Origin of the sequence: Psittacicella hinzii (genome assembly GCF_003585885.1) — a bacterium.
Lineage (GTDB): Bacteria > Pseudomonadota > Gammaproteobacteria > Enterobacterales > Psittacicellaceae > Psittacicella.
Genome location: NZ_NRHC01000058.1, coordinates 1 through 15,735 on the forward strand (window position 1 = coordinate 1; position 15,735 = coordinate 15,735).

Annotated in this window: 10 protein-coding genes and 1 riboswitch; of the genes, 4 read left to right on the top strand and 6 right to left on the bottom strand. The window is 34.3% G+C overall.

Going from position 1 to position 15,735, the window contains the following annotated elements; all coding sequences use genetic code 11:
* Positions 1-311 precede the first annotated feature (311 nt).
* The 3 genes from metK to CKF54_RS04980 all read left to right on the top strand — a co-directional run bounded on the left by metK (position 312) and on the right by CKF54_RS04980 (position 5,733).
* Positions 312-1,469 (top strand): methionine adenosyltransferase, encoded by a 1,158-nt coding sequence (gene metK / locus CKF54_RS04970; RefSeq protein WP_119525259.1) that lies wholly within the window; start codon positions 312-314, stop codon positions 1,467-1,469.
* A gap of 1,184 nt (positions 1,470-2,653) precedes the next feature.
* Positions 2,654-3,397: a helix-turn-helix transcriptional regulator gene (locus CKF54_RS04975; RefSeq protein ID WP_119525260.1), complete on the top strand. Its 744-nt coding sequence runs from the start codon at positions 2,654-2,656 to the stop codon at positions 3,395-3,397.
* A 218-nt stretch (positions 3,398-3,615) separates the two neighbouring features.
* Complete coding sequence (locus CKF54_RS04980) at positions 3,616-5,733, top strand: DNA topoisomerase 3 (RefSeq protein WP_119525261.1); 2,118 nt, start codon at positions 3,616-3,618, stop codon at positions 5,731-5,733.
* Positions 5,734-5,902: 169 nt separating this feature from the next.
* Here CKF54_RS04980 and dapB read toward each other — a convergent pair whose 3' ends face one another.
* The 3 genes from dapB to CKF54_RS04995 form a co-directional block, all read right to left on the bottom strand.
* Positions 5,903-6,700: a 4-hydroxy-tetrahydrodipicolinate reductase gene (dapB, locus tag CKF54_RS04985; protein WP_119525262.1), complete on the bottom strand. Its 798-nt coding sequence runs from the start codon at positions 6,698-6,700 to the stop codon at positions 5,903-5,905.
* Between the two features lie 19 nt (positions 6,701-6,719).
* A complete protein-coding gene (locus tag CKF54_RS04990) occupies positions 6,720-7,586 on the bottom strand; it encodes a thermonuclease family protein (RefSeq protein ID WP_119525263.1) in 867 nt (288 codons plus the stop codon).
* A gap of 225 nt (positions 7,587-7,811) precedes the next feature.
* Positions 7,812-9,941, bottom strand: a complete 2,130-nt coding sequence (locus CKF54_RS04995) for a S41 family peptidase (RefSeq protein WP_119525264.1) — start codon at positions 9,939-9,941, stop codon at positions 7,812-7,814.
* A 434-nt stretch (positions 9,942-10,375) separates the two neighbouring features.
* Between CKF54_RS04995 and CKF54_RS05000 the strand changes: the two genes are divergently transcribed.
* Positions 10,376-11,041: an HAD-IIIA family hydrolase gene (locus tag CKF54_RS05000; protein WP_119525265.1), complete on the top strand. Its 666-nt coding sequence runs from the start codon at positions 10,376-10,378 to the stop codon at positions 11,039-11,041.
* Between the two features lie 121 nt (positions 11,042-11,162).
* Here the strand turns inward: CKF54_RS05000 and CKF54_RS05005 are convergent, their stop codons facing one another.
* The 3 genes from CKF54_RS05005 to CKF54_RS05015 form a co-directional block, all read right to left on the bottom strand.
* Positions 11,163-12,941: an ABC transporter permease subunit gene (locus tag CKF54_RS05005; protein WP_119525266.1), complete on the bottom strand. Its 1,779-nt coding sequence runs from the start codon at positions 12,939-12,941 to the stop codon at positions 11,163-11,165.
* Between the two features lie 3 nt (positions 12,942-12,944).
* The gene (locus tag CKF54_RS05010) at positions 12,945-13,982 is read right to left on the bottom strand and encodes a thiamine ABC transporter substrate-binding protein (RefSeq protein ID WP_119525267.1); all 1,038 of its coding nucleotides are present in this window, start codon (positions 13,980-13,982) and stop codon (positions 12,945-12,947) included.
* 55 nt (positions 13,983-14,037) lie between these two features.
* Positions 14,038-14,130, bottom strand: a riboswitch (TPP riboswitch).
* 138 nt (positions 14,131-14,268) lie between these two features.
* Positions 14,269-15,567: a hypothetical protein gene (locus tag CKF54_RS05015; RefSeq protein WP_119525268.1), complete on the bottom strand. Its 1,299-nt coding sequence runs from the start codon at positions 15,565-15,567 to the stop codon at positions 14,269-14,271.
* Positions 15,568-15,735: the final 168 nt, after the last annotated feature.

The following is a 15,735-nucleotide window of genomic DNA, read 5'->3' on the forward strand; positions in this document are numbered from 1 at the left end:
TAGATGCGGAATTCAGGTTAGAAGTGTCAAATCTGTTATTTAGAAATCTAGAAATATAAAAATCTGTTGTAAAAATTATAAACCTTATTAAATATTAGCGTTAATAACCATATTGTTAGTATGGTTACTATTAATCAAGTTATACTATTCGATGAAATTTTATTATCCTAGACGTCTATATTTAGAAAATAATTAATATTTGTAATTTTTTGTTTAAAGTTTGCAATAAGAGAGTATAATAATTTTTAATTAAATAATTTTTATGATTTGATTAATTTGATTAACAGGATTTAAGTTTAAGGAATAATTATATGGCACAATATTTATTTACTTCTGAATCAGTGAGTGAAGGACACCCTGATAAAGTAGCTGATTTAATTTCAGATTCAGTTTTAGATGCTATTTTAGAAAAAGACCCACGTGCGCGTGTAGCTTGTGAATCTTATGTAAAAACAGGTTTAATTCTTGTAGGTGGTGAAATTACTACTTCAGCATGGGTTGATGTAGAAGAAATTGCAAGAAATACAGTAAACAAAATTGGTTACAATACTTCAGATTTAGGTTTTGACGGTAACACTTGTGCAGTTTTATCATGTATCGGTAAACAATCAGCTGATATTAACCAAGGCGTTGACCGTGAAGATGAACTAAACCAAGGTGCTGGTGACCAAGGTATTATCTTCGGTTATGCAACTGATGAAACTGAAGCTTACTTACCAGCGCCAATTACTTATGCTCACCGTTTAGTAAGACGTCAAGCTGAATGTCGTAAAGAAGGTATTTTAAGTTGGTTACGTCCAGACGCTAAATCACAAATTACTTTCAAATACGAAGACGATAAAATTGTAGGTATTGACACGGTAGTATTATCAACTCAACACAGCCCTGAAGTTTCAAATGAAGAAATTCGTGCTGGTGTTATTGAAGAGATTATCAAACCAACTTTACCATCTGAATGGATTGATAAAGATACTCGTTTCTTAATTAACCCAACAGGTCGCTTTGTAATCGGTGGTCCACTAGGTGACTGTGGTTTAACTGGTCGTAAAATTATCGTGGATACTTACGGCGGTGCTGCACGTCACGGTGGTGGTGCTTTCTCTGGTAAAGATCCTTCAAAAGTTGACCGTTCAGCTGCTTATGCAGCGCGTCACGTAGCTAAAAATGTGGTAGCTGCAGGTCTAGCAAAACGTTGTGAAGTACAATTATCTTATGCTATCGGTGTAGCAGAACCTACTTCAGTATTTGTGGAAACTTTTGGTACAGAAGTAATTTCAAGAGAAAGAATTACTCAATTAATTAAAGAAGTATTTGACTTACGTCCTTATGGTTTAATTAAAGAGTTAGATTTATTAAAACCAATCTATAGTAAAACAACTAACTATGGTCACTTTGGCCGTGAAGGTTTCACTTGGGAAAATACTAACAAAGCAGCATTATTACGTGAATTAGCTGGTTTAGCTAACTAATGCGCTTAGTTTAGATCTCAAGCAAAGTTATAAATTAGATTTCAATAAAAGTAGAAGCAAGCAAAAAATCTAATTTACTAGGAAAGGCAGAGCAAAGTTTTTAACAAACTACGCTCTGCCTTTTTATTTTTACTTATTTTAGGGTAGTAACTAAAATTATGAAAAAAATAGAGTGGTAATTATAGAGGTAGGATAAGATTTAAGGCGATATAGCAAGATTTAAGGCTGATATTTCGCAGAAAGAAAAACAATGGTTATCGAGAGAGGAATATGTTGAGAAAGAACTAAAAACAGAAAACGTGCTGAATGCGAAGAAATATAGGATCGGATAATGCGGATAAAATGAAGAATCCGAGCATGTAAAAATAATTGTTATTGTGGAAAATATCGAGTTATTTCGAAAAATAGTTGCTTACATTCTGCAAATATCTAAAAGCAAACTTATTTCTCTACTTAGTATTGTTTATGGTTTATGAGTTTAATCATACGTAGAGTATGTTTATCTATATTGAAAGGCAGTGGTAGATGTTAATTTTAGGTACAAGTCTTAAAAATGGGTTTTTAATAGGTGTTTTACTAAAAAATAGTAAAATTATTTAAAATTATTAAAGGTTAATTATCAATAAGTTGATATTGGTAGAGGAATTTTTATTTAATTTTATTAAAATATTTTTAATTAAATACTATATAATAAAAACAGAAATTAAAAATAAAGAATAAAAATAATAGAAGTTACTAAAATAATTTAGAATTTTGCTGAGTTTTTTAGTAATTTATTCTTAGGTTAAAGAATTTTCTTTAAGCTTTAAATAGTTTTTTACTTATTTATAGCTTTATAAAAGAAGATTTTATCTAATTTAATCTAGCTTTTATCTAGTGTTATACATTTAGATATATAGCTTACCTCTTTGTCTCTCAAAGAGAGTTAATGATAAAACCTAATTAAATATCAACGGAATTAAAAACAAACAACGAAATAGCGAACACTACATTAAACGAAAATTAAACTAAAATCCGACAAAAATTAAGTATCCCAATAAAAAGAAATAACAAAAGTAACAAAAAAGTAACAAAAAAGTAACAACAGTAACTAAATTTATTGGTAAAGATTTACTTTTACGCCTCACAAAATAGCTAAGATCATTTTTATCAACTTTTACTTTCTAAACATAATGGAGTAGACCGTGGAAATAGCTAAAAAAGAAGACACAGCCCCTCAAAAGACCACAGCGCCAAAACGTAGTCGTGGCCGTCCAAGAAAAATTAAAGTTTTAGAAGGTAGCCTTGCAGCAAAAGTAGCAGCACTAGATCCAAAAGTATTCGAAAAAGGTGAAGAGTACTTAAATAAAATTTTTAATTTTATTACTAGTCATGAAGGTTATAAAGAAAACGCAGATAGTTTAATTAAAGAACTTTACCTTGCTACTGATGGTTTTAATAATCTTCCTTCAAATGAGCCGGCTAAAAAAGAGGTTTCGGTAAAAAGTGAACCTGTTTTATTACCAGAAGATATGCCTGGTTTCTTTATTGAAATGTTAGAAGTTGAAGCTTCTGCAGGTCCTGGTACTTATAACGAGGGTTATGCTGCTTCGCAACAAGTTTTTATCTCTAATTCAGAATATTACCGTAATTTATATACAGAAAACCCTGCAAACTTACGTGTTTTAAAGATCCGTGGTGATTCAATGGAGCCTTTATTACATGATGGACAAACTTGTATTGTACGTTTAGAAAATAGTTTTACTTCTTCAGGGATCTATGTATTTACCTATGGTGATGTAACCTTTATTAAACGTTTACAAAAATCTCGTGATAGCTATATCGCTATTTCTGAGAATATTAAATATCCTCCATTTATCATCGAAGAGTCAAACAACTTTACAATTCATGGTAAATTGGTGTTGGGTTTAGATTACACTCGCCTGTAATCTCATGAGAAAGGCAAAAATTAAGAATTATTTTTATTCAATATAAGTTAAAGTAATTGGCTAACTTAGTTAATTACTAACCTATTTTGAGTGCTAGATAAAATTTAAATAAAAAATTAATTACGCAAAAAAGTACATGAAAGACTGTGAAAGTTAGTTTAAACTTCATAGTCTTTTTTTTGATATTATATAGGGCAAAATTAAGCCTTAACCATCTTATGTTATTTAACCAAAAAACTTTAATTATTGCCGAAAAACCAAGTGTAGCTCGTGAGATAGCTAATTTCTTGTCGCAAAAATTAAAATTAACTAGCAAACGTAATAAAACCCATACTCTCTTAGGCAACCATATAGTAGTAACCCACTGTGTGGGGCACTTACTTTCTCAAGCCATGCCAGAAAAGTATGATCGTAAGTATGCTAGTTGGAATTTACAAGATTTACCAATTTTTCCTCGTGAGTGGAAATTAGAAGTAACTAGTGCAACTCGTGAGCAATATAAAGCTGTTGAGAGCTTTATTAAAGATAAAAGTTTTAGCTATATAATTCACGCAGGTGACCCTGATCGTGAAGGACAATTACTTGTTGATGAGCTTTTTATTCATTTAAAAATAAATCCATATCAAGACCAACGTATTTTACGTTTAATGGTTACCGATTTAACCGCAAACGGTTTAAATAAAGCTTTTAACGATATTTTGCCAAACAGGGAATTATACGGCATTAGTCAATCAGCATTTGCCAGAGCACATGCCGATTGGCTCTTAGGTATGAACCTCTCTCGTGCAGCTACTATCCTAGCCCAACAACAAAAATTCCGTGGTGTAGTGCGAATTGGGCGTGTAATGACGCCGGTAATGCACTTAGTATGGCAACGCCAAGAAGAGATAGAGAACTTTGTTCCTCATCCTTACTTTGTGCTTTACGCCCAGATTAAGTCAGCAATTGGTAAAGAATATCAAATCCGTTATCATGGTAAGCAAAGTAATTCACCATATTTTGCGGTGAAGTTAGATTTATTGCGTACCTTAGAAATGCAACAAGGGATTAAGAAAGCGACTATTGAGCAACTAGCTAATGATCCATATCTTGGCTCTTTAGTTGATGATAGTGGTCGTTTAATTAACTATGACTTTGTCCAACAATTTCCTTCGGCTTTAGGACAAAATCCTTTTGGAACAGTAACTAAAGCAGAAGAAAAGATCAAAGAGCAAAGACCACCTTTAGGTTTTTCCTTACATGATTTACAAACTTTAATGTATAACAGTTTTGGTGTAAGTGTAGAGGGGACTCTACAAGCTTTACAAAGCCTGTATGAGAAAAAGTTTGTAACTTATCCGCGTACAGACTCTAATTATTACAATGAGTCGGATTTTAATGATCGTCATAAAATTATAAATAATTTAATGTTACGCGCTGATGAGCTGGGAATTAACCCTCAAGATCCTAATTTCCATTTAAACCCTGAACAAAAATCTACGATTTGGCAAAGTAAAAAAGTTACTAACCACTCGGCTTTAGCACCAACAACGCAAGTGTATGACTACAAAGGTTCATTTGCCGAGAATATGGCGTATAAGCTCATTGCTCAAAGATACCTTATGCAATTTTTACCGCATGCGCAATATGCTGATAGTGCAATCGAACTAGAGTTTGAAGCCTTTAACCGTCCATGGGCATTTACTGCTAAATCCTCAACCTTAAAATTTCCAGGGTGGAAAATTATTGGTATGAGTGAGAAAAAATCTAAGGATGGAGATATGAGTATTGCTAGTATGGTAGCTAACCAACATGTGTTAAATCTTCATACTGGTGATCCGGTAGAAATTAATGATATGGCGTTAGATAGTAAAGAAACTACTCCTCCAAGTTATTTTAATGAGGCAAGTTTACTTTCTGCGATGACTAATATTGCGCGTTATGTTTCTTCACCAGAGATTAAAGCTATCCTAAATGAAACCGATGGTTTAGGAACTGAAGCTACACGTGCAAGTATCATTAAAAAACTCTTTGACGGTAACTATTGCTATAAAGAGCGTGATAAAGATATTAAGGTAACAGAGATAGGGAAAGCTATTTTAATGGGTTTACCGCAGAATTTAACTTTACCTGATACTACCGCGCTTTGGGAGCAAAGTTTGAAAAAGATTGCTCAAGATCAAGATAACTACCAAGATTTTATGGTAAATATTGAAGGTTGGATTTCAAATTTACTGGGGCAAATGACAAACCAAGCACATAAATTTGCAAGTCTAGCTAATCTAAGTAATCAAGGGCAAGCAAGTAAAACTTATAGCAAATCTCGTTACCCTTATCGCAAAAAGAAGACGTCCTAAGACGTCTTCTTTTTATATTTGCTGTTTGTCGCTTTTGTCGCTTTTGTCGCTTTTGTCGCTTTAGCTTGAGCGATAGCTTTTTACTTATGTAGCCTTTGCGAGGCTGTAACTCTTCTTTTTTGCCGAGCTGCTAAGTTTAGCTTAGCCTTTTCTTGGTATTTGTTAGCTACTATAGCTTGTCTAAACCTAACACATTTGTCATGTCGTAAAGTTTAGTTTCTTGTCCTTGGGCTAACCATAAAGCAGCGTGTACAGCACCTCTTGCAAAGGTAATACGATCAGATACTTTATGACTTAGTTCAATACGCTCACCAATATCAGCAAACCATACTGTATGTTCACCAATAACATCAGCTGCACGAATGGTTGAGAAACCAATTTCTTCTTTTGTACGTGGTCCAATAATACCGTTACGTTCTTTTACCGCAACATCATCTAGGTTTTTATCTAAAGCTTTACAAATATGCTCACCTAAAGCTAAAGCTGTACCTGATGGAGCGTCTACTTTATTATGGTGGTGTGCTTCAATAATTTCAATATCAGCGTAAGAGCCCATAACTTTAGCAGCTTTTTCTACTAGTTTGAACATTAAGTTCATACCAACTGAGAAGTTAGCCGCAAAAACAATTGGAATTTCTTTAGCAGCTTGGTTAATTAACTCTTTTTGTTCATTATTAAAACCTGTAGTGCCAATTACTAGAGGTTTTTTTAATTTTTGGCAATGAGCTAAGGTAGCTAAAGTAGATTCAGGAGTAGTAAAGTCAATTGCTACATCAAAATCAGTAGCAGCTTCTAACTCGGTAGAGTAAGTTACTTCAGGGAATAAATCTACGTTTTTACCAACTTCAGAAGCTGATTGATGAACAATAGCGTAAGCTAGAGTTGTTTGTTCATTGCTAGCTATGGTTTTTACGAGGTTGCCACCCATACGACCTGTAGCACCTTTAATTAAAATTCTAACTGTCATGGTTAAATCCTTGTGTTTATTATGGTTGAGGATCAACTGGAGGTAGACCATTAATCCAATTGCTACTATCCCACATACCTGCTTTACGTTCAACTGCATCTACAGCTGCAAGTACGTATTCTTGTCCCCAAATTTGATCAGTATTTATTTGTTTATCTAAAAAAGCATAGCCGTTATACAGCATGGTGTAGGCTATATTTGCCCCCATAATATTGTAAACGCTTGCTTGGTATACTCCGTCTTTTTGTCCATGTAACTGTAGGAAAACTTTACCTTGTTGATCATCCAAAGCAATAATTTTTTCCAGTTCTACACGTGCTTGTTCTCCAAAAGTAGCTTTTTCTCCTCTTGAAGTAGTTAAAGATGGAGCATAGTAACCAATGATTTGTACTGTAATTTCTTGTCCGGTAGCCTCATACTGACATTTAAGCATATTAGCTTCAACTACTTGAGCATGGAGGCATGGCTGGAAAATCTTGGTTAAAGCAAGATTTGGAGCAATAGAAATATATTCAGTTGCTACTCCGACATTACCTAGTCCTGGGATATTAATGTGAGGAATAGAATCAAGAGAAGCTTGACTAATATTTACTTCATTTTGGTTATTGTCTGCTAAACCATCGGTAGATAGGGTTGCTGGATTTTGCTTAGCCTTGCTAGAGACAGTAGTATTCGTTTCTTCTAAAGGAATTAAATCCTTTTTCACTGCACTTGCAGAAGTTAAGTTAGTATTTTGTTGTTGCAACTGCTGTTGATCAACATAGTAAACTACGGCAGCAAAGATTAAAAAGAGCAGAGGAAAGAGAAAGATTTTTCTGGTTCGATTGCGACGCCATCTTTCTTGGGCGCTACGTTGATTTGTGTTTTTTGGTTGTAAGTCCGACATATTGATTGTTTAAATGTATATTGATATAGGATATTATACTTAACTTCGCAAGAAATCGGAAAGCAAAATACGGTTGTAGAACTTAATCAGCTATTTGTTAAGAACTTGAAGTAGAACTTTGGGATAGAGATTGAGAAAATAGTAATGAGGCTGGTAAAAAGAAAGCTATGATTTTGTTAAGCAAAATCATAGCTTTAAGTTAATTAATTGATTTGTAGTCTTATGCTACTTATTTACATGTTTAGCATATTCTACAAGCATTTGTTTAACAAGGTCTAGATTTGGATCTGGTCCCTCGGTTGTATCTGCATTATAGAAGTCTTTATAAGTAGCGTAAGTAGCTTTACCATTTGCTTTTGCCCATGTATTGTAACGCGTTAAAGTTTGGTTTTGTACATAGTTCTGGTTAGCTAAGCTACGAGAGTAGTTGATGTAGGTAACTTTTTGAGATTGTTCTTTTTTAAGACGTTGCATGAAATCAACATAAGTAGAGTAAACTGTATTTGTCTCTAAATAGTTGTTTTCAAAACTAGTTAAGGCTTCAATCGCATTTTTAGTTACGTAACCAGTAAATGGAACAAACTTAGTTTCGTTAATTACAGAGTAAGGTAAAGTATTAAATAGGGTACGTTCAGAATCTTGGTAGTAAGGTGCTGCTGGTAAAACAATATCAGGAGTAACACCGTTAAATTGAGTTGCGGCTCCAGTTAAGCGGAAGTATTTCTGAATTGTAATTAGTGATAGTCCATCATTTGAGAAATCACTAATTAAGTTAGGCGCTTGTACTGTACCTTTACCATATGAAGTTGCACCAACAATTAGACCACGACGGTAATCTTGGAAAGCTGCAGAAAGAATTTCTGAAGCTGAAGCCGAAGCTCCGTCAATTAAAACGATTACCGGTTGAGTAAATAATGCTTCTGACTTACCAAAAGAGTAAGGAGTTGCCAGCATTACATTCCCAACAATTTGTGATGAGTTGTTAGTTACTTGGAATACAGGGCTACGGTTACCAAAGAATAGTTCTGACATTTTGAGTAACTCTTCAACGTAACCACCACCATTTGCACGTAAGTCAATAATTAAACCGCTTATGTTACGATTGTTGTTAATTAATTTACGAACATCTTCAGCCACGCCATTATAGAATTGACCGAAAGTTAAAACACCGTATTTTTTACCTTGGGCATTGTAAGTTTTAAGTTTTGCACTTGTGTCAACTCTTTCAACGGTACCACGGATAATTGAAACAACTTTAGTGTAACCGTCTTTAGAAAGAAGACGTAGGTATACTTTAGTGCCACTTTCGCCTCTAATTTGGCGAACAAGTTTATCTGAAGTTAAACCTTCAGCGGTATTCCAGTTACGACCATCAGCTGATACTGCAAGGATTTCATCACCTTTTTCAATACCACCTTGTTTTGCTGAAGGACCACCTTTAAGAACTTGTACGATTTCAAAACTACCATCGGTATTTGTTCTAAAAGTAACACCAATACCGTAGAAAGTTTTGTTTAAGCTGTCATTAAAGTCTTTTTGTCTTTCTGCAGGGAAGAATGCTGAGTGATAGTCAGCACCACCACCTACGTAAACATTCATAAAAGTAGTGAAAACGTCGTCACTGGTTGAACGGTTAACTACACCTTGGAAGTTAACTAAACCGCGAATAGAGTAAGCTGCTACTTGTGACCAGTTAAAGTTAGTTTTTTCTAATTTAACTGAGATTAAACGTACAAGAGCTAACTCTTGCGCTACTTCTTCTAAACTTTTACGAGATTGATCACGGTAAGACGCATCTTTACCACGAGGTAAAACTACGTTAGTATCAAGGTTTGGTTGTTTATCTTTAACTGAAAGAATGTAAGCAGCTTGAGCTTTGTTCAAAGCAGTTACACGTTGTAAATAAATTTTGTAAATTACCCAAGCTGTATTTAAGTCATTGGTAATTTTTGGAGAACTACCACTTGCGTATTGGCTGTAGAAGCTGTCAACGTCTTGTTTGGTAAAATAAATTTTGTTAGGGTCTAGAGTTTGTAAGTAATACTCGAGTACTTTTTCGCCAATTTTTGAGCCGCGGTTAATTTTTACACGATCAAAATGTAACTGAGCAAATTGTCCTTGTACCTGACGGAAAGGATAATTTTGATCAGCTCTTGGCGCAAAACTGTCACTTAAGATATTTGCGTTTAGGGTAAAGTTATTTAAAACGCTTTCTCTTAAGTAAACATTGTTATCTATTGGATTAGATTTGGTACTAGAAATAAGAACCGCACTTGCTGTTTGTGGTGCTACTGTAAAGAGCGATAAAGATGCAAGTACCGCTAATACCGTAGTTTTCATTAAATTCTGTTTCATAGGAAATGCAGTAAATGTTCTGAGGGTTATATATTTGCCAAAGCTAAATCTATAATAAAAAATTATCCCTCTCGCTGAAAAAATTTTGTTTATCTTTTTACCTAATGGTTTCTATATTATACGACTTTTTCCTTTATTCTACAAAATTTAACTCAAATTATTCTTGAGGCTGACTTATAATAGAGCAATACCCCATTAAATTACTTGACTTTTTATCTAACTAGGCTATTTTTAAAAGAGCTACTTTTGCCAGTAGGTTTGGGTACACCTCAAACTATTTGTCTTTAGAGTGCAGAGATTGCAGAGAATGCAAAAGAACTAGCAGAAGGGGCAAGAACTAGCAGAAGGCGCAAGAACTAGCAGAGGAAGTAAAGATAAAATAGCTCAATATAGCTTCTAGTAAGAGAAAAGGCTTAGATGAACAAATAAACTTTATGACGATTAAACTAATTCAAGTTACTCCTAATATGCTTTTAGCCGACAAGTATGTAAGTAAGTTACCAGCAAACTTTGATCCAGCTAATAGTGCAACTTGGCCAAAGAACCAAGGCTTTTATTTAAACGAGCAAGCTAGTCCAGTACTTTTTACTGATCGTGATGATACCATCAATGATGATGGTCCTGGTTATTTACATGTGTATAGCCAAATGGAGATTTTTCCAGAAGCTTACCAAGTGCTACGTGCAAAGCAAGAACAAGGCTATATGCTTGTAATCGTAACTAATCAGTCTGGAATTAGTAAAAAGAAATTTACTTTAGAAGACTTTATCCTTTGTATGAACCAAATGGCAGCAGATGCTTATGCTCAAGCTGGGTTAGAAATAGATGCTGTACTTTTTGCTCATACTTCTGATGATAGCGAACCTTGGCGTAAACCTAATGGGCAAACTTTTGTAGAGTTTAGTCAATTTTTTCAAGTGAATGCGCAAGATTGCTACATGATGGGTGACAAGGAAATAGATATTATCTATGGTAAAAACCTTGGAATGACAACAATAGGAGTGAAGACGGGAACAAGTATTCCCGAGGGAGCTGACTATTTAGTTGATGAAATTAAAGATATTGCTAAGATAGAATTTAAGAAAGTCCTTAGAGTGTAAGACTCTAAGGACTTTAATTTTATCTTGCTTTTATTTCGCTTTTACTTGGCTTTGACTTCGATAGTATCTTTGCGGTTATTTTACTTTACGCTTTATCCTAGCTAGGGTAAAACACTGCAATTTAATTCTTTGTATAGCTTGGGCTTTTATTAGCAAAGTAGTAAGCAATAAAGCGTAAGCTAAGAATTAGTAAGAGTAAGCAAACCGCAGTAATATTACCTTGGTTGGAAGCAAAACTATTTAATTGATGAGAAAGTAAATAAGTAATGCTTGAGATTTGTCCATTATTTACAAAGAATAAAATAATAGAATAATCTCCTAAACTCAAGATAAAAATGGTTATAGCAGCGTAAATTATCGAGCGTTTTAATAAAGGGAGTTCATAGAGATAAAAACTTTGCCATGAGCTCATACCTATATTAAACGCGAGGTTAGTATAGTTATGAATTTGTTGGTAAGCTGGGTAAAGGTAGTTTAAACAAAAGACTATAGAGGTAAAGGCATTAGCTAAAATTATTAAACTAACAAATCCCCAAGTACCAACTATTACATCCAAACCTACATTGAAAAAGAGAAAGTAACCCGCTCCAAGAAGCATGCTTGGCACGATAATGCTAAGTAAACTTAGGTTATTTATCCATTGATAAGCATAGCTTCCTAACCAACGAGTTCCTCGTAAGATTAAAATACTTGCCAGCAAACAAACAATTGTAGCTGCTCCAGCAATGATTAAACTCATTTCAAGCGCATCGAAGAGTTCAGACCAAGGATAACTAAAAGTATCACCAGTTAACTCTCTGGTCTGGACAGTTGTACTTAAGTTAGCTAAGTCAGATCTTGCAGGGCTTAAATTACTCTCAACCTCTAAAAGATTATTAGCTTGGGCTTGCTGCTTTTGATAGTTTTGGTATAGGAAAATAGCACTTTTTACTCCTGAACTAAAGAGGCTTAGGAGAGGAATACTAATAAAAAGAATTGCAAGAGAGCTATAGAGATATGCACTTGCTCTTTTTATTTTTGCCCAAGGCCAAAGGGTAACTAGGTAAGCTTGTTCGTTTTGCAACTCTTGGAGAGAGTTAGCTCTGCTATTATTGCTAGCTTTAGGTTTGACTAAAGAAATAATGACAATAAAAAAGAGCGAGAAGAGTATTTGTAATACAGCAATAACGCAAGCTTTAGTAAAGTTGCCCTCAATCATTAAGGAGTTGTAAATTGCAATTTCAAAGTTAGAGTAGCGAGGTCCACCAAGAAAAAGTACTAAGGCAAAGCTATTAAAACATAGCATAAATACGAGTAACCATAAATTGATCAAATTATTTTTGAGGTAAGGTAACTCAAGATAACGCCATTGTTGCCAAAGATTAAAATGGCAAAGCTGTGCCTGTTTGATATTTTCAATCGGGATCTTTTGCATTCCATTGTAAATAGCACTAGCACAATAACCCAAATTAAAATAGCTATTTGCCATCACTATCCCAACTAAGCCATAAATGCTAAATTGGTAGGGTAAAATTTGCCTTAACCAACCATCTTGCCCAAAGATACCAATAAAAGCAAAAACCACTAAAATGGTTGGTAAAGAAAAGCTAGCATTGGTAATGGTTAAAAGCCAAGAAGTTAATCCTGGCTTTAGATGGTAAATGGCTTTAGCAAGAATATAACTTAAAAGTAAAATTATAGTTGCTGACAGACTAGCTTGCCATAAAGTATTTTTTAAATAAAGTAAACTTACTTGTTTAACTATGGCGAGGAGATCAGCCCATGAAGCAATAATACTTGAGTTAAAGTCATATTCTGGTCTGACATAAAAGAGGCTTAGTAAACTTACCAAGTAGAATAACGCAATTATTCCAAGAACTACCCAAGCAATGCTAATTTCTTGCCATTTATATTGTTTCATTGCTTAGTTTTGGACAAATACTTTAAGGTAAGCGTTTAAGGCATCTTCTTCGGCTTTGCTATTAAGCTGACGTAGGTCTAGGACTTTATACTGCTGAATGCCTTTAGCAACAGCTTGCTCTGCTGGAGTTAAAATACTATCAATGTTTACCACAGGGTAAGATGAGTTGTATTTAAAGAGAACTTTTTGTGCTTCTGGAGTTAGTAAGAAGCTAGCAAATTGTTCTGCAAGTTGTTTTTGCTCTCCATTGCTAGTTAGTAAGAGACTATCAACCAGGAATGGAACTGTTGCTTGATTTAAAAGACTTTGTAAGTTGGTTTTATTCTCTACTAAAGTGTGGTAAATCACTGAAGAAGAGTAACCTAAAGCCGCTTGGGATTCTCCCTTAGCAAAAACTCCGTAAGATGAAGACCAACCTTTACCAACTGTTACAGTATGGTCTTTGATTTTTTGCCATAAAGCAAGACGCTCTTCACTGTTTTTACCATAGTAAGCAATTACTTTATTTAGGGTACGCCCTAGATCGTTACTACGAGGATCACCAAAGATAAAACTAAAATCGATGTTATTAATTAAATCAACAAAGTTTGTATATTCTTGTTTAGGGGTATATTTGTCTTTGTTGTAGATAACAGTTACTGCTGATGAACTCATAGGTTGAGCATAAGGGTTATCCCACTGTTGTGCAAATGGGAAATTATTTAAAGCTTCAACTTTATAGTTAATTGGTCTAAAAAGTTTATTAAGTCTTTCTTGAGCTAAAGTCGCAGAGTTTGCATCCACACCAAGCAGTACATCTACTTTAGTGGCACTTTTACTATTTACCGTTAAAAGGTATTTGTTTAAGAGTTGATACTGACTAGCTTCAGTTAACCAGTTAATAGTACATTTACACTGAGGCTCAAAAAGATCACTTAATGCTTGAGCAACACCGTAATTTTTTAAAGTATCGTAAGTTAAAACGTTTAAAGTTGGATTTGCGAATGCAGGAGCTGCAAATAAGGTAAGACAAAAGGAGAGTTTTTTGAAGTTAAGTTGCATGATATATATCCTTAAAAAAGTTAGGGGTAATTAAAATATATACCATCGAACAAAATTAAATAGTCTTATCATTCCCTCCGCAGTGTAGACTGATCAGGTTCGACGGATTTAATCTCAGACCTAGGTTAGGTCACTCCGATGATAAAACTATAATAACATATAAAGATAAATAAGTCTTAATATTTAAAGACTAAGAAAACGGGAAGTTGACGTTAGTTTTCCAAGTATTGTTAGATTTGGAAAAAGTAATTTACTTCCCGTTTTTTGCATTTAGCTTTTTTAGCTTTTAACTTTTAGCAGTTTCTGCTTTCTCTTCTGTAGTTTCAGCTTTTTCTTCAGCAGTTTTATCTGGCGCGTGTAAAAACTCTTTACTGCCAGTAATGTATTGCACTGGGAAGAAAAAGTTTTCTTGTTCAAAGAGGTGAATAATTTTTTCTAAACGCTCTAAAGCTGCTAATTCAGCAGGATCGGTAATTTTATCGCGCTCTTGCCAACGTTGTGCGTGTTCTCTTAAGAATTTGCTAGGGTGATAATCAGGATTTGCTAAAAATTCTTCCAGCTTAAATTGGTTACGACCGTATTTAAGTCCTTCGCCTTTCTTAGGATAGTTAAAGCTTTGGTAGATACGTTTAACATTTTCAAAAGAGAAAAACTCTGGATCGATTGCAGCTTCTGGAATTTGCTTCACCATTTTTTCCCAATCAACTTGGTTGTATGGACAGCCATAAGTGTAGCACTTCTCAATTTCTTCTTGGTTTAACTCTTGATAGTGGAAAAACTTCTCTCTATCGAAGTGTAAAGAGTTAACAAATGCCTTATTTGGTAGGAATTTATAGCCTGGTTTGTAGTGCTGTAATTCGTAGATTTGGCTTTTCTTACGAGCTAGAGCTTTGTCGTCGGCAAAATGCGCTTGGACTACAAGGATGTAAGTATTGATATAGTCTAGTTTGATACAAGTGTGATCATAGTCATTTGAGATTTTCTCTAAATGGAAATGATTAAACTCATGCCAATCATCGCGACGCATATCATTACGTACGTTAGCTTTATAAAAGTAAGCGCAGTTAACTCCATTGAGTTGCTCTAGTTGACACCAGAGTTTAGTGTACTCTAGTAGTTTTTGGCTATAGACATGATCACAGTCTACTTTGAAAAACCAAGCTGTATCTTGGTCACCGTTTTCTTTTACTAGTTCTTTGAGCTGTTCAAGCGCAAATTGGTAGTAAGTATGGAGTAACCAGTATTTCGAAGTTGAGCTGTATAGATGGTCATACAGACCTTCAAGGTTTTGGAAAAGTACATGGAAAGGGTACTTAACTAAACGAAAGCCTGGGTTTTGACGAACAAACTCTTCAACAATGGCTAAAGAGCCATCTTCTTCAATGCCAGGAAGAAGTTCATGGTAACAAATAATTCCTTTTTTAAAGAAAGGAACGATAGATTCTAGACTGCTTTTAATGGTAATCGCTTCATTGCTAAAACGAATAAAAGCATAAGGTTCGATTTCTGGACAATTGCTTTTTGCAACTAATGCGCGTAAATCTTCTAAAGTGTAATGCTGTAAATTTCGGTATTCTGGTCTCATAATATAAAGATTTTATTCACGATATTTGCTTGTAATCAGCAAGTATCAGTAAATATAAAAAGAGGGGTAAACTAGTAACCTTGTTTGGTAATTTTTATCAAGGTTGCTTTTTATTCGGGGCTTTTTCTATTCGGGTTGTAAAAAATTTAGTCTTGAAAAGTCTTGAAA